We start from the raw sequence: 22561 nt of genomic DNA on the forward strand, positions 1-22561 counted from the left end.
TATCAATAGAAAGCAATAAAAAATAATATTTTCAATTAGTTGCCATCATATAATGACCGCGTGAAAATTATTTTCAGCGACCCTTTTTGAGCTTGGCCCCGCTTTTGCCGGCTGCGTCATGAAAGCCCATGCAAAGGGTGGTAAGATCGTTTTCCTCACTAAAGATGAAACAACTGATTGATATGGCAGCCCGAACCCTGAGAATTGCCACTCGCAAGAGCCCACTGGCCCTGTGGCAGGCCAACTTTGTAAAAGATCGGCTGGAAGCCCTCTATCCCGATCTACTAGTCGAACTGGTCCCCATGAGCACCCAGGGTGACAAGATCCTGGATACCCCGCTGGCCAAGGTCGGCGGCAAGGGGCTCTTCGTCAAGGAGCTGGAGACTGCCATGCTGGAAGGCCGGGCCGACATCGCCGTCCACTCCATGAAAGATGTGCCGGTGGAGTTCCCCGAGGGGCTCGGCCTGCACACCATCTGTGAACGCGAAGACCCGCGCGATGCCTTCGTCTCCAACCGTTTCAAGCAGATAGACGAGCTGCCCCAGGGGGCCGTGGTCGGCACCTCCAGCCTGCGCCGCCAGTGCCAGTTGCGGGCCGCCCGCCCTGATCTGGTGATCCGCGACCTGCGCGGCAACGTCAATACCCGCCTCGCCAAGCTGGATGCCGGCGAGTACGACGCCATTATACTCGCCGCCGCCGGCCTGAAACGGCTGGAGATGGCCCATCGCATCACCGCCTTCATCGAGCCGGAGCAGAGCCTGCCCGCCAACGGCCAGGGTGCCGTCGGCATCGAGTGTCGTCTGGACGATGTTGAGCTGCACGCCCTGCTGGCACCGTTGGAACACACCGAGACCCGGATCAGGGTGCTGACCGAGCGCGCCATGAACCGTGCCCTGCAGGGAGGCTGTCAGGTGCCTATCGGTGCCTATGCCCTGGTGCAGGGGGACGAGATCTGGCTGCGCGGCCTGGTGGGAAGCCCAGATGGCACCCAGGTGATCCGGGACGAGATCCGCGGACCCCTGACCGATGGCGAGGCACTCGGCCACACCCTGGCCCAGCGCCTGCTGGCCGATGGTGCCGACGCCATTCTTGCCGAGGTCTACCGGGCATGAGTGCGAATCGGGTCTGCTCATGGTCACAACCACCGAGCGTGGCCTGATGGTCCCGCTGGTGGTGCGCCCGGCCGCCCAGGCCGCCGAGCTGGCAGCACTGCTGCGCCAGCACGGTCATGCACCACTGTGCTGCCCGCTGCTGGAAACCCGACCGGGCAGTGAACTCCCCCACCTGCCCGAACTGCTGCCCCAAACGGACATCATCATCGCCGTCAGCGCCCATGCCGTTAAATTTGCTCATCATTTTCTGTTGCAAACTGGTCTGACCTGGCCACATATTGACTACTTTGCGGTCGGTCAAGCGAGCGCGGATGCCTTCAGCGAGGTGGGTGTCCAGGCCCTCTGCCCGACCGATCCCCGCAGTGAAGGCCTGTTGGCCCTGCCGCCCCTGCAAGAGGTGAGCGGCAAGCGGGTGCTGATCCTGCGCGGCAACGACGGGCGGGATCTCATCGCCCGAACGCTGGCCTCACGCGGCGCACTGGTGCACTATTGTGCCACCTACGAGCGCCACTACCCCGAGCTCGACGGGGACGCATTGACCCGCCACTGGCAGGCAGCCGGCCTCGACAGCCTGCTCATCACCAGTGGTGAACTCTTGCAGCGGTTGCTGGCCCTGGTGTCCGGCCCGCAGCGACCCTGGCTTTATGACCGCCTGCTGGTGGTGCCCAGTCCCCGGGTGGCCGAGATGGCCGAGGGAGCTGGCTTTACCCGTATCGTGATTGCCCAAGGTGCATCCAACCAGGCTCTGGTGGCCGCCCTGGAACTGAGGAAGATGGAATGACTGAACAGCAAGAAGTCCAGCCGAGTGCTGCGGCCCCCGCGGCCGACAACAACAAGCCCGAGAACAAGGCCGCCGGCAACAAGAAGGGCGGCGCCGGCGTCGTCCTCGGTGGCGTTGCCATCCTGCTGGCCCTGGGGCTGACCGGCGGCCTCTATCTGCACGGCCACCAGAATGCCGTCGCCCAGCAGGCCGAACTCGGCGCCCTCAAGCTGCAACTGGCCGAGGCCATGGGCAAGCTGGATCAGAGCAACAGCAAGGATGCCGAGCAGATCGGCGCCCTCGGCAAGAGCCAACAGCAGTTGCAGGAGGCGCTGGACGCCCTGCAGACCAAGGTGCTGGATCTCGACGACAAGCGTCCCAACGACTGGATGCTAGCCGAATCCGAATACCTGGTGCGCATGGCGGGCCGCAAGCTGTGGCTAGAACACGACATCGTCTCCGCCATCACCCTGCTCGGCAACGCCGACGAGCGGATCAAGGCGCTCAACGACCCCAGCCTGATGCCCATTCGCAAGGCGCTGGCGGAAGACATAGCCCAGCTCAAGGGGATGCCGCGAGTCGATCGCGAGGGGCTGACCCTGAAGCTGGCCGCGCTGTCCGACCAGATAGAGCTGCTGCCCCTCTCCACCGTGAGCATGCCACAAGCCAAGGCCGAACCGGATCAGGCGGTCAGCGCCAATCCGGACGAGTGGGAGAGCAATCTGAAGAAGAACTGGGTCAAGTTCACCGAGAACTTCATCACCATACGTCGCCGCGACGGCGCCGTGGAGGCCCTGCTCTCACCGCAGCAGGAGATCTTCCTGCGGGAGAACCTCAAGACCAAGCTGTTGCAGGCCCAGCTCGCCGTCTATCGCGAGCAGCAAGCGCTCTATACCGACAGCCTGGAGAAGGCCCAGCGCTGGCTGACCCAGTACTTCGATACCGACAACAGCGCCACCCAGTACATGCAGTCCGAGCTCGACAAGCTCAAAGGCGAGCAGATCCAGTTTGACTACCCAGATCAGTTCAAGACCCAGGCCATGCTGGAACAGGTGCTGACCGAGCGCCTGCAACGCATCCTGGCCGGCAACTGAGGAGGAGACCATGATTCGTCTGATCGTCGTGGTGGCCGTGATGGTCGCGGGCCTGATCTTCGGCCCAGAAGCGTCCGGCAACAAGGGCTATGTGCTCATCTCGCTTGGCAACTACACGGTGGAGTCTTCGGTCACCAGCGCCGTGATCCTGGCGGTACTCTTCTACGGTGCCCTGCTCATCGTCGAGTGGATGCTCGCTCGGGTCTTCGGCCTGCGCCGCAAGACGCAAGGCTGGTTCGGCTCGCGCCGTCGCCGCAAGGCGAACCTGCAAACGGTGAATGCCACCCTGGCCATGGCCGAGGGGCATTACAACCAGGCCGAGAAGCTGCTGATCAAGGGGGCTGACAACAGCGACACCCCGCTGCTCAACTACCTGAGTGCCGCCAGAGTGGCCCAGGCCCGAGGCGATGACGTGCGCCGGGATCACTACCTGCAAAAGGCGCAGGAGGAGAACCCCAAGGCCGAGCTGGCATTGACCCTGATCCAGACCCAGCTGCAGATAGAGCAGGGTCAGTACGACAGTGCCCTCGGTCGGCTCGAGTCCGTCTACGCCCTGCACCCGCGCCACCCCATGGTGCTGGATCAACTGCGCCAGGTCTATCTGGCCCGGGAAGACTGGGCGGCCCTTATCGATCTCGCCCCGGCCCTGCGCAAGGTGGGCAAGTTGACGTCGGTACAGGAAGAGGCGCTGCTGCACCAGGCCTGGATTGGCCGTCTCGAGGCTGCCAGCGGCGCCCTCGAGACACTGCGCCCGGTATGGCAGGCGCTGCCCCGCAAGCTGCGTCAGGACCCCGAACTGCTGGCCAACTACGGGGATCGTCTGCGCCGGCTCGGTGCCGACAGCGAGGCTGCCGACCTCTGGCTGGAGGCCCTGCGCAAGGATCCCTCCCCCGAGCTGTTCGCCCGTCTGCCCAAACTCAGGCTGGATGACTATCAGCCCATGTTGACCCTGCTCAAGAAGATCCAGGATCAGCCGGGCGCCGAGGCTGCTCTGGCACGAGTCTACCTGCTGGCCGGCCAGCTGGACGATGCCCAGCGCCTGCTGGAGCAGGAAGTGGCGAAGCGGCCGGATGCCGCCCTCTACCATGCCCTCGGGCAGGTGATGGACAAGCGCCGTCTCACCAACAAGGCCAATGAGTACTATCGTCAGGCCCTGCAACTGGCCGACGTCTGACGCCAGCTCGACAGAGAGAATCAAAAAGGCCGCAATTGCGGCCTTTTTCTATTCCGTGTTCCCGCGTTGATTCGGGGTGTTTCTCAGCTCTCCTCTCCCTGAGGGAGAGGGTCAAGGGCTCAGGCCGTCAGCCGCTCCATCTCGCCAATAAGCCAGACGGCCTCCTGGCGGTGAGAGCCGCACACGTCCTGCATAGGCCGAAAGCTGCTGCACACTGCCGGACGCTCAGGCTGGCCGAAGATCTTGCAGCCCAGCCACGCGTCGAGCTGAATACAGGGCAAGCCGGCCGGCTTGCCCTCCGGCATGCCGGGAATGGCACTGCTGATACTGGGGGCTGTGCAGCAGGCACCGCAACCTTGACGACATTCCATATGATGCATTCCTGTGCATGGCGAAGCAGTCTATCAAAGGGCCCCGATTCCCCTTAGCCTTATCCGCCCCGTCCCGCTAAATAGTCCAGACCCGGACGCGCGGGCAACAAAAAGCCCGACGGCAGCAGCGGTCGGGCTTTTCATCTTCAGCAGGTTCAACCCACTCTCATCAGAGAATGATGTCGCGCACCACGCTGTCTTTGCGGTCCAGGAAGTGGATCGACTTGATGCGGCGGATGGTTCTGGATTTGCCGCGGATCAGCAGGGTCTCCGTGGTCGCCATGACACCATTGCTGGTGATGCCTTCCAGCAGATCACCCTTGGTGATGCCGGTGGCCGAGAAGATGACGTTGTCATTCTTGGCCAGATCTTCCAGCTTGAGCACCTTGCTCACATCGATGCCCAGCTCCTGGCAACGGGCAATCTCCTGTTCGCCCAGGGCACGCACCTCGGGGCTGTCGCCCTTGACCTGATGACGGGGCACCAGGCGCGCCTGCATGTCGCCGTCCAGGGCGCGGATCACCGCCGCCGAGATCACCCCTTCCGGAGCGCCACCGATGCCATAGAGCATGTCCACTTCGCTGTCCGGCAGACAGGTGAGGATGGAGGCGGCCACGTCGCCGTCGGGAATGGCGAACACCCGCACGCCCAGCCCCTGCATCTCCTTGATCGCCTTGTCATGACGCGGCTTGGCCAGGGTGATGACGGTCAGGCGGGAGAGCGGCTTGCCGAGCGCCTTGGCCACGGCCTTGAGGTTCAGCTCCAGGGCCTGATCGAGATCGATGGCGCCCTTGGCGCCCGGACCCACGATCAGCTTCTCCATATACATGTCGGGAGCCTTGAGGAAGGAGCCCTTGTCGCCCACGGCCAGCACGGCCAGGGCATTGGACTGCCCCATGGCGGTCATGCGGGTGCCCTCTATGGGGTCGACCGCGATGTCCACGGCGTCGCCCTGACCCGTGCCCACCTTCTCGCCGATGTAGAGCATGGGGGCTTCGTCGATCTCGCCTTCGCCTATCACAATCTCGCCATCGATCTGGATCTGATTGAGGATGTGACGCATGGCCGCAACGGCCGCGCCATCGGCGATATTCTTGTCACCACGTCCGAGCCACTTGTAGCCAGCCAGTGCAGCCGCTTCCGTCACTCGGGAAAATTCGATTGCCAGTTCACGTCTCATCGCATATCCAACCTTAGGAGCTCGAAAACGGGCGGCATTCTACCACAAGGGCAAACCTTTGCGCGCAAAAGTGGCGGCTCGCCACATAAATCCCGGTTTTCATCCCGCTGACATGGAATCGACACGGTTTGTTCATTGCACGGTCACCCGACTGTCATCTGTCACTTCTAGCATGGCCCCGTCTTTTAAAACAAAAGCTTGCAACACAAGGGATCATGATGAAAAAGCTGACAGTAGTAGCATTGGCTCTTACCGCCGCCTTCCAGGCTCAAGCCGTTGAAGTGTACAAAAACGAGAGCACCCTGCTCGACCTCTACGGCCGCATCTACGCCGGCCAGTTCTTCGGCGAGAAGAAAGAGCTGGATGCCAATGGCGACATCAAGAACGAATACAGCGACAAGCAGGGCGCCAACCAGTTCGTCCGCCTGGGTGCCAAGGTAGAGAGCGAGATCAATCCGGGTCTCAAGGCCCTGGCCCAGTACGAGTTGCAGATCTACGTCAACGACAGCGAGAAGACCGTCAGCGAGAACTCCGACAACATGCGCACCCGTCTGGCCTTCGCCGGTGTGGGTGCCGACTGGGGCAATGTCACCTTCGGTCGTCAGAAAGGCGCCCCCGGCCTGCTGGCCGACTGGACCGACGTCTCTCTCTCCGACGGCTACGGCAACGAGGCGCTGGGTGCCAAGACCGACACCTTCGCCACCAACCGTGCCGGCTCGGTGCTGAAATACTCGGGCCTGTTCAACGGCTTCCAGGTCGATACCAGCTACAAGTTCGACGGCGGTGACACCGAAGAGACCACCAGCAAGGACAGCGATGCCGCCTACGGCGCCGCCCTGGCCTACACCTTCCCGTTCAACCTGGCCCTGGGTACCGCCTACAACGTGGGTATCCGCGACAAGAGCGGTGAAGAGGATGCCAAGCTGTGGCTGCTCTCCGCCAAGTACGACAACAAGGCCGTCTATGCCGCCCTGAGCTACGCCGACGGCAGCGACTTCCTGGCAACCGGCAAGGATCACACCGGTTGGGAAGGGGCGCTGGGTTACAACTTCGAGAGCGGCTTCGGCCTGATGGCCCTGTGGAACAAGCAGAAGGTGGAGCAGAGCGGCAAGTCCGACTACGACTCCATCGACTACTACACCCTGGGTGCCCAGTACAAGTTCAACAAGAACCTGCGCGTCATCGGCGAGTACCGCATCAACAACCTCGACAGCAATGACAGCGGCAAGCTGAACACCAAGGATGACTTCCAGCTGGCGGCCCGTTACGACTTCTAACTCCGGCCCCAGACAAAACGGCGCGCAGATCCCTCTGCGCGCCGTTTTTCATTCTCCCCTCCCGCCTGGGGGCTGAGCCACAGAGGCTAGAGCTTCTTCTGCCAGAACAGGGCCCGGCCCACTTGCGGATCGAGCTCATAGCCCGCAAAACCGCTGGCCAGGTAGGCGGCCTGGGCCACCTTGTTGCTCTCCAGCACCTCCAGGGTCAGCTTGCAGCAGTCGAGCTCGCGGGCGAGCTGCTCCACCTGCGCCAGCAGCCGTTTGCCGAGGCCGCGCCCGCGATGATCCGGGTGCACCGCAAGGTCGTGGAGGTTGAGCAGGGGCCGGCAGGCGAAGGTCGAGAAGCCCTCGAAGCAGGTGGCCACCCCGGCCGGCTGCCCATCGACCCAGGCCAGCAATACATGGGCACCACTTCTCGCCGCCAGGGCCTGCGCCAGATTGGCCTTCACCTCATCGGCGAGGGGGCTGCCCCCGCCCATCTCGTCTTTCGCGTATTCGTTGAGCAGATAGACCAGCGCCTCGCCGTGCTGCCGGTTATGAAGGTCTGCCCTGATGATCTCTTCCATGTTCCGTTTCCTGTTTCCCTGGGGCAGCATCGGCGCCACCGAACCCGGATGGTAAACCAGCCCTTTGCCCCAACCAAGACTCATCCGATGGGTTGCATCAGGGCAATGATCCTCAACTGACCGCACAACTGCTCGTAGGTGTGGGATTTTTGCATCTTTGCCTTGCAAGACAAATGAAAATCAATATCATTAGCGTCCTCTCGAAACGGGAGATACTAATAACTACAAATAAATCAATAAGTTCAGGCCAACAGGTCGATTAGAAGAGTCACACGCAGATGCATAATCCCAACTCCCCGCGCGCCCTGCTGGGCGTCGCCTTGCTGTCCCTTTGCGCCAGCGCCCAGGCCGAAGACGAAACCCTCACTGTGGTCGGCAAACGCAGCCAACACGAGGAAGTCGCCACCGCCACCCGCACCAGCACCCCGGCCAAGCTGGTGCCCCAGAGCATAGAGAGCGTCTCCGCCAGCGAGCTGACCGCCTACGGCCAACCGACCCTGAGCGAAGCCCTGAGCGGCATCCCCGGGGTCAACGCCAGCGGCGACACCCGCTTCGACGGTGTCAACATCCGCGGCTTCAACGCCAGCAACGACTTCTACCTCGACGGCCTGCGGGACGACATGCAGTACACCCGGGATCTCGGCAACATAGAGCGGGTCGAGGTGCTCAAGGGGCCAGCCGCCGTGCTCTACGGCCGTGGCAGCACGGGGGGCATCATCAACCGGGTCAGCAAGAAGCCGCAGCGGGGCCAAGCCTCCAGCGTCAGTGCCCGGGTCGGCAGCTTCGACAGCCAGCGCCTCGCCGCGGATCTCAATGCCGAGGCAGGCGAGCGGGTGCAGCTGCGCCTCAACCTGGCCCAGGAGGACAAGGAGAGTTTTCGCGACGGCGTGACCAGCAAGCGCACCCTGCTGGCCCCCTCCGCCAACTGGGAGATCACCGACAAGCTGAACTGGCTGGTGCAGTACGAGCGCAACGGCAGCGATCGCACACCGGATCGCGGCATCCCCGGGGTCAACGGTCGCCCGGCCGATGTCCCCATCGAGAGCGTCTACAGCGACACCAGCCGCGACTTCATAGATGACGTGGCCCAGTCCACCCGCTCCCAGCTCACCTGGGATCTGAACGAGCAGTGGCAACTGCGCCAGCAGCTCGGCTACACCAGTCTCGACAGCCAGTTCGACAACACCTATGTCACCAGCGTCAAGGGCGACCAGGTGACCCGCGCCCGCTGGCAGCAGGATCTCAAGGCCAACAACCTGACCAGCAACACGGAAGCGGAAGGCCAGCTTCAGACCGGCCCCGTCGAGCATCGCCTGCTGATGGGCCTGGAGCAGAGCTGGCAGGAGCGCACCCCCAAGCTCTATCAGAACGCCAGCCCTATCCCCCCGGACAACCTGTACGATCCGGGTTCACTGCCCAGCTACAACGGCGCCATGAAGCTCTCCAGCGACGCTAACCACAAGGTGCGCGGCTACGGCCTCTATGTGCAGGATCAGCTCAGCCTGGGGGACTGGCACCTGCTCGGCGGCCTGCGCCGGGACGCGTTCACCGTCACCAGCCGCCGCAACGACCTCGACAAGGAGGAGACCCTCTCGGTCACCAGCCTGAGCCCCCGTCTGGGCCTGGTGTGGAACCCCATCGAGGAGCACGCCTTCTACACCTCCTACAGCAAGACCTTCACCCCAGTGGGTGGGGAACTGATCGGCATCACCCCGGGGGACAAGAACAACAACCTGGATCCCCAGCACACCCGGCTCTACGAGGGGGGCGTGAAGAGTGACTGGCTGAACGGCCGCCTGGCCACCACCCTCTCCATCTACCGGCTGGAGATGTACAACAAGCGCAGCAAGGATCCGCTGGATCCCACCAAGGTGCTCCTCACCGGCCTGCAGCGCACCGACGGCATAGAGCTGAGCGCCAGCGCCCAACTCACCGACGCCTTCTACCTGCACGGCGGCATCGCCATCCAGGACGCGGAGCAGGTCAAGGCGGATGCGGATCTGCAGGGCAAGCGGCCGATGAATGTCTCCCGCGAGAACGGCCAGCTGTTCGCCGGCTACCAGAGCGGCAAGCAGGGCTGGTATGGGGAAACCGGGGTGACGGCGGTGGGGGATCGCTTCGCCGACAACGCCAACACCACAGTGCTGCCGGGCTACGCCCGCTATGACGCCCGCGCCGGTTACCGCTGGCAGCACTGGGATGCCCAGCTCAGCGTGGAGAACCTGACCGACCACGACTACTTCGTCAGCGCCACCAGCGCGGCCCAGATCATGCCGGGCAGTCCCCGTCAGCTGAATCTCACCGCCGCCTACCACTTCTGATCCTCCTTACCCACAGCCAAACTGGCCAGCCTCTGCTGGCCAGTTTTTTATGACGCGCCACCATGATAAAACCCAAGAGACTCCCCCTTCACAACAACAAGTGGGTGCGCCGCATCCACGCCTGGGCGGGCTTTGCCACCCTCACCCTGATGCTGCTCTACGGTCTGACCGGCCTCTGGCTCCAACACAGGGCCGTGCTGCCCCTGCCCGGCCCCCACACCGAAAAGTCGAGCGAGGAGATAACGCTGGCCGCGCCGCTGGCGAGCCCGGACGCACTGAAAGCCCTGCTGCAACAGCGTTACCCCGAGGGCTTGGAGGAGGGACGGATCAGCATCACCCCGGCCCGGACCCTGCCCACCCCCACAGGCTCCCTCACCCTGCCGGCGCGCTGGGAGCTGCGCGGCGTCACCCTCAGCCAGAGCCTGGCCGCCAGTTATGTGGAGGGTACCCTGCTGGTGCAGACCGAACTGCAGCGGGCCAACCTCGCCGCCAGCCTCAACCGGCTGCATCGCGGCATGGGCACCGGTCTCTCCTGGCAACTGGTCGGCGATCTTGCGGCCCTCTCCATGCTGCTGCTGGCCCTCACCAGTTTGCTGATGTGGAACAAGCTGCACGGCCCGGCCGGACGTCTGCTGCTGACGGGCGCCATCGCGACAGTGCTGGTCGCCCTGCTCTAGGGCTTCTACCGACACCAAAACGGGATCCACCTCCCACCCGGGGTAACCCTGCCCATCCCCCGGGTAACAAAGGGTAACCGGCCGCCGATGGGAGTCACAGTTGGCGACCCCCCGACTGGAAGCGGGGCCCGCCCGGCTGCTAGGGTGCCGGGTTTCAGCCGTCGGAAACTTTCATGCGCATCTCCAGCATCGAGTGCGGGCGAGTCCTGGCCATCCTGGCCGTGATGACCATTCACCTCTCCCCCTTCAGCAATCCGTTCGATCCCACCCTCTGGGACGGCACCCCCTACTTCTGGCTCGGGGCCATCATCAACCAGCTGTGCCGCTTCGCGGTGCCGCTCTTTTTCCTCTGCGCCGGCTACTTCCTGCAACCCGCCCTCGCCGCAGGCAAGCCTATGGCGGTGGCGCTGCGCTACTGCCGCCCCCTGCTGGGGCTCTGGCTGGTCTGGAGCCTGCTCTATCTGCTGGTGCCCTTCAACCCGGTCGCGGCCATGACGGAAGGCTATCTGGCCAGCATGGCGGGCCAGTGGCAAATGCAGCTAGGGGATCCTCTCAACGCCTGGTGGGTGGGTGGCATGATCCACCTCTGGTTCCTGCCCGCCCTGATGCTGGCCGTCCTGCTGCTGGCCCTCAGCTGGCGGGTCAGGCTGCCCAGACTGGCTCTGGTGGCGGGCGCCCTGCTCTACGGGCTGGCCCTGATCGGCGGCTCCTATGGCCCGTTGCTGCCAGGGGGCGAGTGGGCCCTGCTGACCCGCAACGGCCCCTTCTTCTCGCTGCTGTTCGTGGCGCTTGGCGCCGAGCTGCGCCTGCGTGGCTGGCAACCGGATGCCAGGCGCAGCGCCCTGCTGATGGTGGCGGGGATGGGTCTCTATGCCCTGGAGGCTGCGGGCCTGCTGCGTTTCGCCGCCGTGCCCCTCAACCGTCACGACTTTCTGCTCGGCTCCCTGCCCTGGGCGCTCGGCCTGTTCGGCCTGCTGCTGGCCAATCCAAACTGGGGCAGAGGCAGCTGGCTCGAGCGCCAGGCCCCCAGGGTGCTGGGCCTCTACTGCCTGCACATGATGCTGGTGGTCTGGCTGATGGTGTTCGGCCCCCAGGGCAAGCTGCAGTGGTGGGAGCTGGTGAAGGTGCCGGTGCTGCTGGTGCTCTCCCTGCTCGCCTGCCGACTGCTGGCGACGAACCGGATCAGCGGCTGGCTGCTGCGGGCCCGCTGAAGGGGAACAAGGCATGGGAGGGAGGCAGATCTCTCCCCTACGCCCGCTAACGGCAACAGGCGACCTGCGGGTCGCCTTTTTTGTTACAGGGGCATCACTTTGACCCGCTAGCGGGTGACGACGGGATCTGTGCTGCTACCATGCCCCTCTTTTGACGAATCCAGACGAGACACATATGCAGATCCGCCCCTTCACCCCGGTCGACACCGAGGCCGTCCTCGCCATCTGGCTGGAAGCCTCCCTGCAGGCCCACCACTTCATCGAGCCGAGCTACTGGCACGCCAACCTGGCGCCGATGCGGGAGATCTACCTGCCCGCCGCCGACAGCCAGGTACTCTGCCTGGGTGACCAGCTGCTTGGCTTCTACTCCCTCCACGAGGGCTCCCTGGCAGCCCTCTTCGTGGCCCCCGCGCAGCAAGGGAAAGGGCTGGGCAAGGCTCTGCTCGAGCACGCCAAGGGGCAGTTGCCGGCCCTGCGGCTGCAGGTCTATCAGCAGAACCGGACTGCTTGCGACTTCTATCGCTCGCAAGGATTTCAGGTTGCGGCCGACGCCCTGGATCCCCACACCGGCTGCGCCGAGTGGGTAATGGTCTGGTCGGCGCGGGATTAACTGGGCTCGGTGGGATGAGGTTCTTCGCGGGCCGCCGCCGCGTCGCTCGGTGCCAGCAGATCGCCGTGGTTCAGCGCAAAGTCGTGCATCTGCTGCAGCAGGGGGATAAGGGCCACCCCGAGCGGGCTCAGGGCGTATTCGACCCGGGGCGGGACGTCGGGATAGAGGGTGCGAATGATGACGCCGTCGCTCTCCAGCTCCTTGAGCTGGGCGGTGAGCACCTTCTGGCTCACCTCGGGGAGGCAGCGGCGCAGGTCGCCGAAACGCAGGGTCTGGGCGCGCAGATGAAACAGGATGGCCGGTTTCCATTTACCGGCGAGCAGGCGCAATACCTGATAGGCGGGGCAAGGCAGTGAGGACAAGGGATGACTCGCGACTGGTTACTTTGGGGTAACTATGCCACCAAAATGTGCCTTCTTGCAGCCAAGATGCCGGCTTCTTATGATGCGGATTCCGTCATTCCCCCGAGAGAGGTTCATCATGCCCAGCCTGCTGCAGATCCATTTCACCTTCCCCGCCGAGCTGATGGGGCCGTCCCTGACCGCCGCCGCCACGCCGCTGGCCGAGTCCATCACCCGGGAGCCGGGCTTCATCTCCAAGATCTGGACCGAGAACCCGCGCACCGGCGAGGCGGGCGGCATCTATCTGTTCGAGGATGAGGCGAGCGCTCTCGCCTACGCCACCATGCACGAGCAGCGGGTGCTCGCCATGGGCGCCAGCGCGGTGCAGTACAAGGTGTTTGACGTCAACGAGCCCCTGAGCCGCATCACCTTCGGCATCAAATAAACCGACCCACAGCGCGGGCTCAGAACCTCAGGGTCAAGCCGATATTGGCCTGCCACTGGGTGAGCAGATCCCCCCGCACCCGGAAGGCGCAGACCTCGGGGTTGCAGAGAAACGTGCTGTCGTCGTTGAGCAGGGAGCCGTAGCCACGCACCTCGGCCCGCAGCGCCAGATGTTCCCCCAGGCGCGGTTGCACCCCGAGCGCCAGTGACATGGAGGGGGCCGTCTCGCTGTCGTAGGCATCGAAGCGGGTCACCCCGATCCCGGCGCCTATATAGGGCGCCATCAGGTTGTCCGAGAGTATCAGGGCCCCGGCGAAGTGCAGGGTATCCACCGTCAGCCTGTCCGGCTGATCCGGGGAGACGGGGGTGGATTGATGGCTGTAGAGCAGCTCTATCATGCCGGGATCATCCACCTCCCTGCTGATGAAGAGGCCCCAGTTGCCCGAGCTCTCCCCCTGCAGGGAGCCTACGTGGGGCGTGGGGGCGGGTTCATCCATCGCCTCGAAGTCGATGGATGAGCTATAACCCAGGAAAGGGGTCAGCTGCCAACCCGGCGCGGCAGGCTCTGTCGCCCAGCCCGTCAGCGGCAAGCACAGTCCCAACACCATCATCGTCGCTCGCGTCACGCTCTTCTCCCTAGTTGCATGGATTGCGTCAAAAGCATATCAGAGCCTGTTCCATCCGACCCTGGATGGTGGCTGTATCGCCCCATTTTGGCGACCCGCCCCCGTTCCCCGCCCTCTCTTTCCATCAAAACTTGCGCCGGCTCACATTATTCATCTGGGATTAACCTCTGCCACGTAAGCTGACGGCGCCACAGCGGTGGCATCAACAGGATGAGGATCTCAGGAATGGTTGCCGCGCAACTCAACGACCCACAAAGCACGCTCTCCGATACCCTGAGGGCCACCGCCCACGCCATCGAGGAGAGCCACATCAGCCTCAAGGAGATGCTGGCCCTGGTGGGTGAGCAGGGCATGCTGCTGTTTTGCGTGCTGCTCACCGTCCCCTTCCTGTTGCCGGTCTCCATCCCCGGCGTCAGTACTCCCTTTGGCCTGCTGATCCTCTTCATCGGCATCGGCATCACCCTCAACCGGGTACCCTGGCTGCCCGCCATCCTGATGGAGCGCCGCTTCGCCGCCGAGCACCTCAAGCCAGCCCTGCACAAGGGGGCCGATCTGCTGGCCCGCATCGACCGTTTCATCCGGCCGCGCCTGCTGCTGCTGACCGGCAGCTCCACAATCAATCGCTGCAACGGCCTGCTGATCATGCTGGCGGCCCTGCTGCTGATGCTGCCGCTCGGCGCCATTCCCTTCACCAACGCCATGCCCGCCTGGGCCATACTGCTGCTGGCCATCGGCATGCTGCAACGGGACGGCCTCTTCGTCGCCCTCGGCTACGCCCTGGTCACTGCCACCCTGGTCTGGTTCAGCGTGCTGGCCATCGGCCTGCTGATGGCGGGCCAGAACATCTCGACGCTGTTTGGCTGAGACGGGCGCAGACACAGACAAATGAAGGAGGGCGACACAGGGTCGCCCTCCTTCGTTGCAAGCCTGGGTGATTTTCAGGGATCCCCGTCGTGGGCCACCTGGTTGCGCCCGCCCCGCTTGGCCCGATAAAGCCACTCGTCCGCCCGGGCCAGCACTGTGCCGAGATCTTCCCCCGGCCGGATCAGGGTGGTGCCCAGACTGACTGTGACGGGGGCCGGATCCGGCTCCATGGCCGCCACCGCGGCGCGGATCCGCTCCGCCACCTTCAGCAATATCTCCTCGTCTATCTGCGGCAGCAGGATCAGAAACTCCTCGCCGCCGCTGCGCACGAACAGATCCTCTCCCCGCAACTGGGCGGACACGCAGTCGCAGACCCGGCACAACACCCTGTCCCCGGCCTGATGGCCGTAACGATCGTTGATCTGCTTGAAGTGATCGAGATCCAGCATGATGAGGCCGGTGAGCGGCTGACCCTGCACCCTCTGGTGGTACTGATCGAAGAAGAAGTGGCGATTGTAGAGGCCGGTCAGCTGATCCGTCTCGCCGAGCCGCTTGAGCCGCCGTTGCAGCTCGTGCTGGCGGGTGATGTTGCGGGTCATCCAGGCCACGGCCCGCTTGCCGTCATAGAGGGAGGGCAGCGGCGCTATCTTCCCCTCGAAGCGCTGCATCCCCTGGGGCCCCGCCTCGGCATCGATGCCATCCACCTCGGCGGGGGAGAGATCGTACTCCACCACCTGCACCTGGCCGCTGGCCAGGGCACGCGCCACCTGCTCCATCACCCAGAACGCCTTGTCTGCCGGCAGCACGTCGAACAACCGCTTGCCAATCAGCGGGTTGCCATCCTGGTATGACTGCTGCTCCACCCCGCCGATGTACTCGATGTAATGACCATCTTCACTGAGAATGAAGACGGGATCGGGCAGCTGGGTCATCACTTCATAGAGTTGTGCCACTGAGAGCGCCATCTGTGCTCCTTTTATCTGCGGGGAGGGCCCTGTGTTGTCTGTTATACACGACCCGTGCAGTATCGCATACGGCCCGGACGCCGTGGCAACGTGGCGGCAGAACCCGCGGTGCGGTAGTGAACGGCTATCCCCCGGGCCCGCAGTCAGTATCCGCAAGGGGGAGTATGGCGCCCCTCGGCCCATGACAGACGCTCGCGGCGAGCGCGCTGGCGCCTTGAAACGAAAACGCCATCGAGAGGAGCTCGATGGCGTTTTCGGTGGCCGGGATGAGGGGATCAGCGGCTGGCAGAGCGGTTCCCGCTCCAGAGCAGCTCGCCGCTCTTGAGATCCATCAGGCTCATGGCTAGGCGGTAGCGGCTCCCCTCGGAGACGAGATCCCCGTAGAGCATGTAACCGGCCCCGGTCTGGCGACCCAGACGCACCAAAGAGGCCGGATTCATCCCCCCCTGCTGATACTCGAGCTGGCTGGTGATGGCTGATACCTGGCCGGGATCGGCGAAGCTGAAGCCGCCCTGTTTCTGAATCCGCTGGATCATGGCCACCGCCATGGACTGGGTGTTGAACGACTCACCCGTGCCGTTCTGAGGGGCCATCAACAGCAGCACCGGGCTGCCGTCCCGGGTCAGTGCCTGCACCTCGGGGGCCTTCAAGAAAGCATCCGCCATGGCGACCGCCAGCCCGGTCGGTGCCACGGGTTTGGGCGGCGGCTTGACCGCCTCGGGTTCAGCCACAGGTTTCTCTGGCTGACTCACCGGCTTGTCCGGCTCGCCGACCGGCGCCGGGGTGCCGCCATAAGGATTGACCGCACAACCGCCCAGCAACAGGGCACCCACCATCAACAAGGAACGCAGCTTCATCTTTTCTCTCCGCCAGAAGTCCGTGGAACGGACTTCGCCAAAAGCCCGCATGACGGAGCCCGGCTCCGCCTCCCTCCCATGCTAGAGACAAACCGGCCCCGGGTCGATGCGCATATGGGACGGGGACGACAAAGGCTGGCGAACCTGGCTGCACAAAAGGGTGGCATGGCCCCGCCAGATTCCGTTACGGTAGTCCGGGCCAAGATTCAAGAGGATCGCACCGGGCACGCCAACCCTCAGGGTGATCCGCTCCCTCTTTGACGACGCCACCGGTCCGTCTCAATATCCTCCTCTGGTGGAATGGGCGGAAATGGGCTCTTGATTGGCCGCGGGGAGATAGACACACCACAGGCCACAACCAGATAGATACAACCAACATCAAGCAGGAAGCACTATGCAATTGACCACACCCCAACCGCCTCAGGACGATGAGATCGAAGCGCTGCGAGTTGGCCTCTCAGGCTACAACCTGGGTCACGCCGGCGCGCACCTGCGCGAACGGATCGCCAGCTTTATCAAGGATGAGCAGGGCAAGGTTCACGGCGGCATCATCGCCGATATCAAGTGGGGCTGGCTGCACGTCGACTGGCTCTGGATTGACGAAAGCATCCGCAAGGATGGCTGGGGCGGCCGCCTGCTCGGCGCCATGGAGCAGTACGCACAGAGCAAGGACATCACCAACTACCATCTGGAAACCACCAGCTTCCAGGCCCTCCCCTTCTACCAGAAACAGGGTTACGAGGTATTTGGCCAACTGCCCGATATGCCGCCGGGGCATATCAGTTACTTTCTGAAAAAGCAGGATAAGTGATGACATTCAAGCGCCTTGCCAATGCCAATATCGTGATCCGCCCGTTCGAAGCGGGCGATGCCGATGAGTTTGTCCGCGCGGCCCACGAATCCATCGAGACGGTCGGCAGTTGGATGAGCTGGTGCTCCCGTTCATTTACTCGGGAGAGTGCACTGGAGTGGTTTGCCAGCTGCGAGCAGGATTGTGCGGCGGGACGCGCCTTTGACATGGGCATCTTCTGCGCCACCACCGGCCAACTGCTGGGTGGCGCAGGTATCAACCAGCTGTCGCCCCATCATCGCTACGGCAATATCGGCTATTGGGTACGCCAATCCCGCCAAGGCTGTGGCATCGCCCGACAGGCGGTCGCCCTGCTCCGTGACTTTGGCTTTCAGCAGTTGGGACTATTTCGACTGGAGATCGTGATGGGAGTTGGCAACAACGCCAGCGAAGCTGTTGCCATCGCCGCCGGGGCTACCTTTGAGTGCCGGGCAAGGAACCGTATCTTCCTACATGGCCAGCCTATGGATGCACATATCTATGCCCTTGTTCCCGCAGGCTGATATCTGTCAGGACGTAGCCTGTAGCGCCATCTAAATTGAGGCAGCATGTAACCTGAGTCAAAAATTTACTATGGACCGGTCGCAATTACGGAGATTCCTGAATGACCGATTAATTCAAGATTTACAACAAGTCTATAAAAGTTCCCTACGGGTCTCCACAAGAGTAAACTCTCTCACATACAAATAGCATTTTAATTTTTTAAAACTAATAGATAGGACTGAAACTGTGGCAAGACAACCTAACACGGTAAAAACTATTACAGGGCAAACTATAAACTCCATAAACATTAAAAAATTAAAATGCCTAAGGAAGGTGCGAATAAGCGGGGAAATTCTTCTCGGCTGACTCAGTCATTTCATTTCTTCATGTTTGAGCCGATTTTTTCTCCCGTAAATGCCTTGAATCAGCCTATTTAGACCGTTTCTTCGCCATTTAAGGCGCTATTCCCAGTTTTTAGTGAGATCTCTCCCACTGACGTATCATTTGGTCCGCCCGAAACAGGTTGGCCAGCGTGAATAACATCGCCAGTTGGTTATCGTTTTTCAGCAACCCCTTGTATCTGGCTTTCACGAAGCCGAACTGTCGCTTGATGATGCGAAATGGGTGCTCCACCTTGGCCCGGATGCTGGCTTTCATGTATTCGATGTTGATGGCCGTTTTGTTCTTTCGTGGATGCTGTTTCAAGGTTCTTACCTTGCCGGGGCGCTCGGCGATCAGCCAGTCCACATCCACCTCGGCCAGCTCCTCGCGCTGTGGCGCCCCTTGGTAGCCGGCATCGGCTGAGACAAATTGCTCCTCTCCATGCAGCAGATTACCCAGCTGATTGAGGTCATGCTCGTTGGCAGCGGTGGTGACTAGGCTGTGGGTCATGCCACTCTTGGCATCGACACCAATGTGGGCCTTCATGCCAAAGTGCCACTGATTGCCTTTCTTGGTCTGATGCATCTGCGGATCGCGTTGCTGCTCTTTGTTCTTGGTCGAGCTGGGTGCCTCAATGATGGTGGCATCGACCAAGGTGCCTTGAGTCATCATGACGCCTGCTTCGGCCAGCCAGCGATTGATGGTCTTGAACAATTGGCGGGCCAGTTGATGCTGCTCCAGCAGGTGGCGGAAATTCATGATGGTGGTGCGGTCCGGCAAGGCGCTATCCAGGGATAACCGGGCAAACAGACGCATGGAGGCGATTTCGTACAGAGCATCTTCCATCGCGCCATCGCTCAGGTTGTACCAATGCTGCATGCAGTGAATGCGTAGCATGGTTTCCAGCGGATAAGGTCGCCGGCCATTACCAGCCTTGGGGTAAAACGGCTCGATGACTTCCACCATGTTTTGCCATGGCAGAATCTGCTCCATGCGGGACAAGAAAATCTCTTTTCTGGTCTGACGGCGCTTACTGCTGAATTCACTGTCGGCGAAGGTAAGTTGATGACTCATGATGAACCCTGTTCCATGGCTCCAGATGACAAACATGATCTCATATCAGGGACTTGTTCGCACCTTCCTTAGCAGAAACATCTACATCTTGGATGGGGATGTCTATAGAACGGTAGAGCAGAAAGAAAATGCCATCAATAAAGTAATTAGTGGTGATGACCGTAGAGCTGTAGATTTGAGGGGGAATGCTTTATCTAAAATTTCAGAATTTATTTTGCCGGAGGGGTTTAATCCAGAACGACACATCCACTCTATGCTAACTGAAATTAACGATAATGAGCTAGATAACGATTATCAAGAAATCATTGATACAGCAAGAACGATTGTATTTGAACAAGATGCTCACAACTATTTATCCAAAATTATTGACTTTCTCGGAATTGAACGTTCTGTAGGATTAGCTCGGATTGTGGATCTAGCATCTAAACACCCCTCATGGGAAATTTTCACTTCTCAAGTTGTTGGATGGCTCACCCCAATAATCGAAGATTTAAGAGAAATAGATGCTTAAATTTCGTCCTCACAGGGTGTATTACCGTAGGGTGCAATAAGCGAAGTGAATTGCACCCTACGACCACTCCCTGAGGTTATGGCGGGCACGGTTTTGGTTCCCCCTCTTATTCGCTGAGGCGAGCCCGCTTGTCCAGGCCGCGAGACAGGATGTCGAGCGAGCGGCGCCGGGCCATGGGCCAAATCGGAAAAGGGCGAGCACAGCTCGACCCGATTTGGCGCGAGAACAAGGATGTTCGAAGCGGGCTTTGGCCGAAGCCATGGATGGCGAAGGCCAAAGGCCCGTCGGCGCGTGCCGTCGGACAAGCGGGTGAGCCGAAGGAACCCGACGAAGTCGGGCGAATAAGCGGGGGTGGCCTTTCTTTTGGTGACTTTTCTTTGGCCACGCAAAGAAAAGTTACTCGCCCAAGCCCGAAGGGCGGGCGAAACCCCTTCGAGGCCAGCGGCCTCGCGTCCTGCACGGCAAAGCCGTGCCATCGACTATCCCCCGGACGATTACGCCTATCGGCTAATCGACCCTACGATTACATGGCAAGGCCGTGCCTGCTCGCCACAGGCACGGAGTCTGGCTGGACGCCGGATGCCACCGGCAAAGGGGGGCGTGGCCGCCCCTATCGGCCCAAAAACGCCTCCCAATCCTTGAACACCGGCTGCAACCCGGCCTGCCGCACGGCAGCGGCCACTTCCCCTACCGACCTGTCGTCGTGGATGGCGAACTGCTCCAGCTCCTCCTTGTCTCCCTCCGCATAGCCGCCGGGCTGGGTGCGCGATTCCGCCGACATCTGGGTGATTCCAAGGCGCAGGGCGCCGTTGCGAAACGCAGGGGACTCCCGGGTGGAGAGCGACAGCTCCAAGGTTGGCGAGAAGAGGCGCCAGGCGCAGATAAGCTGCACCAGCTGGCGATCCGACATGCTCACTTCTGGCTCCAGCCCCCCGGTGCAGGGGCGCAGGCGCGGGAAGGAGAGGGAATAGCGGCTCTGCCAGTGGTGGCGCTCCAGCCAGGCGAGGTGCTCGGCCACAAAGTAGCTGTCGGCGCGCCAGTCCGGTGACAGGCCGATCAGGGCGCCGAGGCCAATCTTGTCGATGCCGGCGCGCCCCAGCCGATCCGGGGTGGCGAGGCGCCACGCGATGTCCTGCTTGTTGCCGCGCAGGTGATGGCGGGCGTAGGCGGGGGCGTGATAGGTCTCCTGGTAGACCATGACGGCATCCAGCCCCAGGGTCTTGAGCTCGGCGTATTCGGCTTGCGACAGGGGCTGCACCTCCATCGCCAGGGTGCTGAAGTGGCGGCGGATCCGCGGCAGATGCTCGCGAAAGTAGTCCATGCCCACCTTGGTCTCGTGCTCGCCGGTCACCAGCAGCACGCTGTCGAAGCCACGCGCCTTGAGGGCCAGACACTCGCGCTCGATCTCTTCGCTATTCAAGGTCTTGCGCTTCAGGCGGTTGCTCATGGAGAAGCCGCAGTAGGAGCAGTCGTTGGCGCACAGGTTCGACAGATAGAGCGGCACGTAGAAGCCCACTGTGTTGCCGAAACGCTGGCGGGTGAGGCGCTCAGCCAGCTCCGCCATCCGGGGCAGGAAGGGCTCGGCGGCCGGGGAGATCAGCGCCATAAAATCGCTCAGGGTGCGGCGTGGTGCGCTCAGGGCACGCTCCACATCCAGGGCCGTCTTGGCGCGGATCTGCAGGCCCACGTCGTCCCAGTCAAGCTCCTGCCAGCGGTCGATAAAGGAAGGCTCCTCAGCCCTCACCCCCAACCCCTCTCCCAAAGGGAGAGGGGAGCTATCACTCGGGCGCACTTGGGGTGGTGCGAAAGGCTCGAAGTCACTCATCGTTCCAGCCTCATGACTCATAGCGCCCCCAGGAAATCAGTCAGAGGGCTGGAGGCCTGGGCCTGGCTGCCGCGCACCCCTAGGCCCGCTTCATAGGCGCTGCGACCGGCCTCGCAGGCCAGCGCGAAGGCACGGCCCATGGCGACCGGATCCCCACTCACGGCAATCGCCGTGTTGACCAGCACCGCATCGGCCCCCAGCTCGAAGGCGGCGGCGGCGTGGCTCGGCGCGCCTATCCCCGCATCCACCACCACGGGCACCTTGGCCTGCTCGACGATGATGGAGAGAAACTCCCGGGTCACCAGCCCCTGATTGGAGCCGATGGGGGCGCCCAGCGGCATCACGGCGGCGCAGCCCACCTCTTCGAGCCGTTTGCAGAGCACGGGATCGGCGCCGCAATAGGGCAGCACCACGAAGCCCTCTTTCACCAGTTGTTCGGCGGCCTTGAGGGTCTCTATGGGGTCGGGCAGCAGGTATTTGGGATCGGGGTGGATCTCGAGCTTGAGCCAGTTCGTCCCCAGCGCCTCTCGGGCCAGGTGGGCGGCAAATACCGCCTCGGCGGCGGTCTTGGCGCCCGAGGTGTTGGGCAACAGCTTGACCCCGAGTTTGAGCAAGGGGCTGAGGATATCGTCGTGGCGCTTGCCGGGCTCGAGGCGCTTGATGGCCATGGTCACCAGTTGGGAGCCACTCGCCGCTATGGCGGCCGCCATCAAGTCGGGGCGGGCAAACTTGCCGGTGCCGGTAAAGAGGCGCGATGAGAAGGTATGGTTCGCTATGGTCAGCATCTCAGCCTCCGGCGATGGCAGTGAAAAGGTGGATCTCGTCCCCGTCATTGAGGCGGGTGTCTGGCCAGCGGCTGCGGGGCAACACGGCGCCGTTGAGGGCCACCGCCACCCCCTGGGGAGCAATCTCCTGCATCGCCAGCAACTCAGTCAGGCGCTGGCCGGTGGGCAGCGTCAGCTCGATATCGTTCAATCGGATCTTCAT

Annotated in this window: 25 protein-coding genes; 14 read left to right on the plus strand and 11 right to left on the minus strand. The window is 62.4% G+C overall.

The features are described from left to right. Window positions 1-182 precede the first annotated feature (182 nt). From hemC to KI797_RS18760, 4 genes are read left to right on the plus strand one after another with little or no spacing between them, the layout of a single operon-like run. Window positions 183-1112 (plus strand): hydroxymethylbilane synthase, encoded by a 930-nt coding sequence (hemC, locus tag KI797_RS18745; RefSeq protein ID WP_226170573.1) that lies wholly within the window; start codon window positions 183-185, stop codon window positions 1110-1112. A 46-nt stretch (window positions 1113-1158) separates the two neighbouring features. Continuing rightward, window positions 1159-1893 (plus strand): uroporphyrinogen-III synthase, encoded by a 735-nt coding sequence (locus KI797_RS18750; RefSeq protein ID WP_226173175.1) that lies wholly within the window; start codon window positions 1159-1161, stop codon window positions 1891-1893. Next, window positions 1890-2966: a uroporphyrinogen-III C-methyltransferase gene (locus tag KI797_RS18755; protein WP_043130628.1), complete on the plus strand. Its 1077-nt coding sequence runs from the start codon at window positions 1890-1892 to the stop codon at window positions 2964-2966. Before KI797_RS18750 ends, KI797_RS18755 begins: the two co-directional genes overlap by 4 nt. 10 nt (window positions 2967-2976) lie before the next feature. Beyond that, complete coding sequence (locus KI797_RS18760; protein ID WP_226170576.1) at window positions 2977-4140, plus strand: heme biosynthesis HemY N-terminal domain-containing protein; 1164 nt, start codon at window positions 2977-2979, stop codon at window positions 4138-4140. Window positions 4141-4259: 119 nt separating this feature from the next. Here KI797_RS18760 and KI797_RS18765 read toward each other — a convergent pair whose 3' ends face one another. Together KI797_RS18765 and glpX are read right to left on the minus strand one after the other, a co-directional pair. Beyond that, window positions 4260-4511: a YkgJ family cysteine cluster protein gene (locus KI797_RS18765; RefSeq protein ID WP_226170578.1), complete on the minus strand. Its 252-nt coding sequence runs from the start codon at window positions 4509-4511 to the stop codon at window positions 4260-4262. Window positions 4512-4680: 169 nt separating this feature from the next. Continuing rightward, window positions 4681-5691 (minus strand): class II fructose-bisphosphatase, encoded by a 1011-nt coding sequence (gene glpX / locus KI797_RS18770; protein ID WP_041206766.1) that lies wholly within the window; start codon window positions 5689-5691, stop codon window positions 4681-4683. A 218-nt stretch (window positions 5692-5909) separates the two neighbouring features. Here glpX and KI797_RS18775 point away from each other — a divergent pair, with 218 nt between their 5' ends. After that, window positions 5910-6968, plus strand: a complete 1059-nt coding sequence (locus KI797_RS18775) for a porin (RefSeq protein ID WP_218410543.1) — start codon at window positions 5910-5912, stop codon at window positions 6966-6968. 86 nt (window positions 6969-7054) lie between these two features. Here the strand turns inward: KI797_RS18775 and KI797_RS18780 are convergent, their stop codons facing one another. Next, window positions 7055-7534, minus strand: coding sequence for a GNAT family N-acetyltransferase (locus KI797_RS18780; protein ID WP_226170581.1), 480 nt, complete (start codon window positions 7532-7534; stop codon window positions 7055-7057). 278 nt (window positions 7535-7812) lie between these two features. On the opposite strand from KI797_RS18780, the gene KI797_RS18785 reads away from it, so the two are divergent. From KI797_RS18785 to KI797_RS18800, 4 genes are all read left to right on the plus strand, one after another. After that, window positions 7813-9855 (plus strand): TonB-dependent receptor, encoded by a 2043-nt coding sequence (locus KI797_RS18785; protein WP_226170584.1) that lies wholly within the window; start codon window positions 7813-7815, stop codon window positions 9853-9855. Window positions 9856-9917: 62 nt separating this feature from the next. Then, window positions 9918-10532, plus strand: coding sequence for a PepSY-associated TM helix domain-containing protein (locus tag KI797_RS18790; protein WP_404801068.1), 615 nt, complete (start codon window positions 9918-9920; stop codon window positions 10530-10532). A gap of 173 nt (window positions 10533-10705) precedes the next feature. After that, complete coding sequence (locus KI797_RS18795) at window positions 10706-11743, plus strand: acyltransferase family protein (protein ID WP_226170587.1); 1038 nt, start codon at window positions 10706-10708, stop codon at window positions 11741-11743. A 175-nt stretch (window positions 11744-11918) separates the two neighbouring features. Next, window positions 11919-12353: an N-acetyltransferase gene (locus tag KI797_RS18800; RefSeq protein WP_226170590.1), complete on the plus strand. Its 435-nt coding sequence runs from the start codon at window positions 11919-11921 to the stop codon at window positions 12351-12353. On the opposite strand, the gene KI797_RS18805 is transcribed toward KI797_RS18800, so the two are convergent. After that, on the minus strand, window positions 12350-12715 hold the full coding sequence (locus KI797_RS18805; protein ID WP_226170593.1) for a winged helix-turn-helix transcriptional regulator: 366 nt from the start codon (window positions 12713-12715) through the stop codon (window positions 12350-12352). The genes KI797_RS18800 and KI797_RS18805 overlap by 4 nt on opposite strands. A 118-nt stretch (window positions 12716-12833) precedes the next feature. On the opposite strand from KI797_RS18805, the gene KI797_RS18810 reads away from it, so the two are divergent. Then, window positions 12834-13139, plus strand: coding sequence for a monooxygenase (locus KI797_RS18810; protein WP_218410553.1), 306 nt, complete (start codon window positions 12834-12836; stop codon window positions 13137-13139). A 19-nt stretch (window positions 13140-13158) separates the two neighbouring features. Here the strand turns inward: KI797_RS18810 and KI797_RS18815 are convergent, their stop codons facing one another. Continuing rightward, on the minus strand, window positions 13159-13764 hold the full coding sequence (locus tag KI797_RS18815; protein ID WP_226170596.1) for an outer membrane beta-barrel protein: 606 nt from the start codon (window positions 13762-13764) through the stop codon (window positions 13159-13161). 225 nt (window positions 13765-13989) lie between these two features. Here KI797_RS18815 and KI797_RS18820 point away from each other — a divergent pair, with 225 nt between their 5' ends. After that, window positions 13990-14628 (plus strand): exopolysaccharide biosynthesis protein, encoded by a 639-nt coding sequence (locus tag KI797_RS18820; RefSeq protein WP_005328986.1) that lies wholly within the window; start codon window positions 13990-13992, stop codon window positions 14626-14628. Window positions 14629-14702: 74 nt separating this feature from the next. Here KI797_RS18820 and KI797_RS18825 read toward each other — a convergent pair whose 3' ends face one another. Together KI797_RS18825 and KI797_RS18830 are read right to left on the minus strand one after the other, a co-directional pair. Beyond that, window positions 14703-15593 carry a sensor domain-containing diguanylate cyclase gene (locus tag KI797_RS18825; RefSeq protein WP_171273096.1) on the minus strand — a complete coding sequence of 297 codons (891 nt, stop codon included), beginning with the start codon at window positions 15591-15593 and terminating at the stop codon, window positions 14703-14705. Window positions 15594-15868: 275 nt separating this feature from the next. Next, window positions 15869-16450 (minus strand): hypothetical protein, encoded by a 582-nt coding sequence (locus KI797_RS18830; protein ID WP_043130659.1) that lies wholly within the window; start codon window positions 16448-16450, stop codon window positions 15869-15871. 394 nt (window positions 16451-16844) lie between these two features. Here KI797_RS18830 and KI797_RS18835 point away from each other — a divergent pair, with 394 nt between their 5' ends. Both KI797_RS18835 and KI797_RS18840 read left to right on the plus strand, forming a co-directional pair. Next, complete coding sequence (locus KI797_RS18835; RefSeq protein ID WP_226170598.1) at window positions 16845-17261, plus strand: GNAT family N-acetyltransferase; 417 nt, start codon at window positions 16845-16847, stop codon at window positions 17259-17261. After that, window positions 17261-17803, plus strand: coding sequence for a GNAT family N-acetyltransferase (locus KI797_RS18840; protein WP_226170602.1), 543 nt, complete (start codon window positions 17261-17263; stop codon window positions 17801-17803). The genes KI797_RS18835 and KI797_RS18840 overlap by 1 nt, the downstream gene beginning before the upstream one ends. A 454-nt stretch (window positions 17804-18257) precedes the next feature. Here the strand turns inward: KI797_RS18840 and KI797_RS18845 are convergent, their stop codons facing one another. Next, the gene (locus tag KI797_RS18845) at window positions 18258-19238 is read right to left on the minus strand and encodes an IS5-like element IS5 family transposase (RefSeq protein ID WP_226172994.1); all 981 of its coding nucleotides are present in this window, start codon (window positions 19236-19238) and stop codon (window positions 18258-18260) included. A 34-nt stretch (window positions 19239-19272) separates the two neighbouring features. On the opposite strand from KI797_RS18845, the gene KI797_RS18850 reads away from it, so the two are divergent. Beyond that, entirely contained in the window at window positions 19273-19749 is a 477-nt protein-coding gene (locus tag KI797_RS18850) for a hypothetical protein (protein WP_226170605.1), read from the plus strand. 610 nt (window positions 19750-20359) lie between these two features. Here the strand turns inward: KI797_RS18850 and thiH are convergent. From thiH to thiS, 3 genes are read right to left on the minus strand one after another with little or no spacing between them, the layout of a single operon-like run. Further along, entirely contained in the window at window positions 20360-21574 is a 1215-nt protein-coding gene (thiH, locus tag KI797_RS18855; RefSeq protein WP_226170607.1) for a 2-iminoacetate synthase ThiH, read from the minus strand. Between the two features lie 17 nt (window positions 21575-21591). Further along, on the minus strand, window positions 21592-22359 hold the full coding sequence (locus KI797_RS18860; RefSeq protein ID WP_005331001.1) for a thiazole synthase: 768 nt from the start codon (window positions 22357-22359) through the stop codon (window positions 21592-21594). Window position 22360: 1 nt separating this feature from the next. Beyond that, complete coding sequence (thiS, locus tag KI797_RS18865; RefSeq protein ID WP_226170609.1) at window positions 22361-22561, minus strand: sulfur carrier protein ThiS; 201 nt, start codon at window positions 22559-22561, stop codon at window positions 22361-22363.

It is taken from the genome of Aeromonas media (genome assembly GCF_020423125.1).
Lineage (GTDB): Bacteria > Pseudomonadota > Gammaproteobacteria > Enterobacterales > Aeromonadaceae > Aeromonas > Aeromonas media.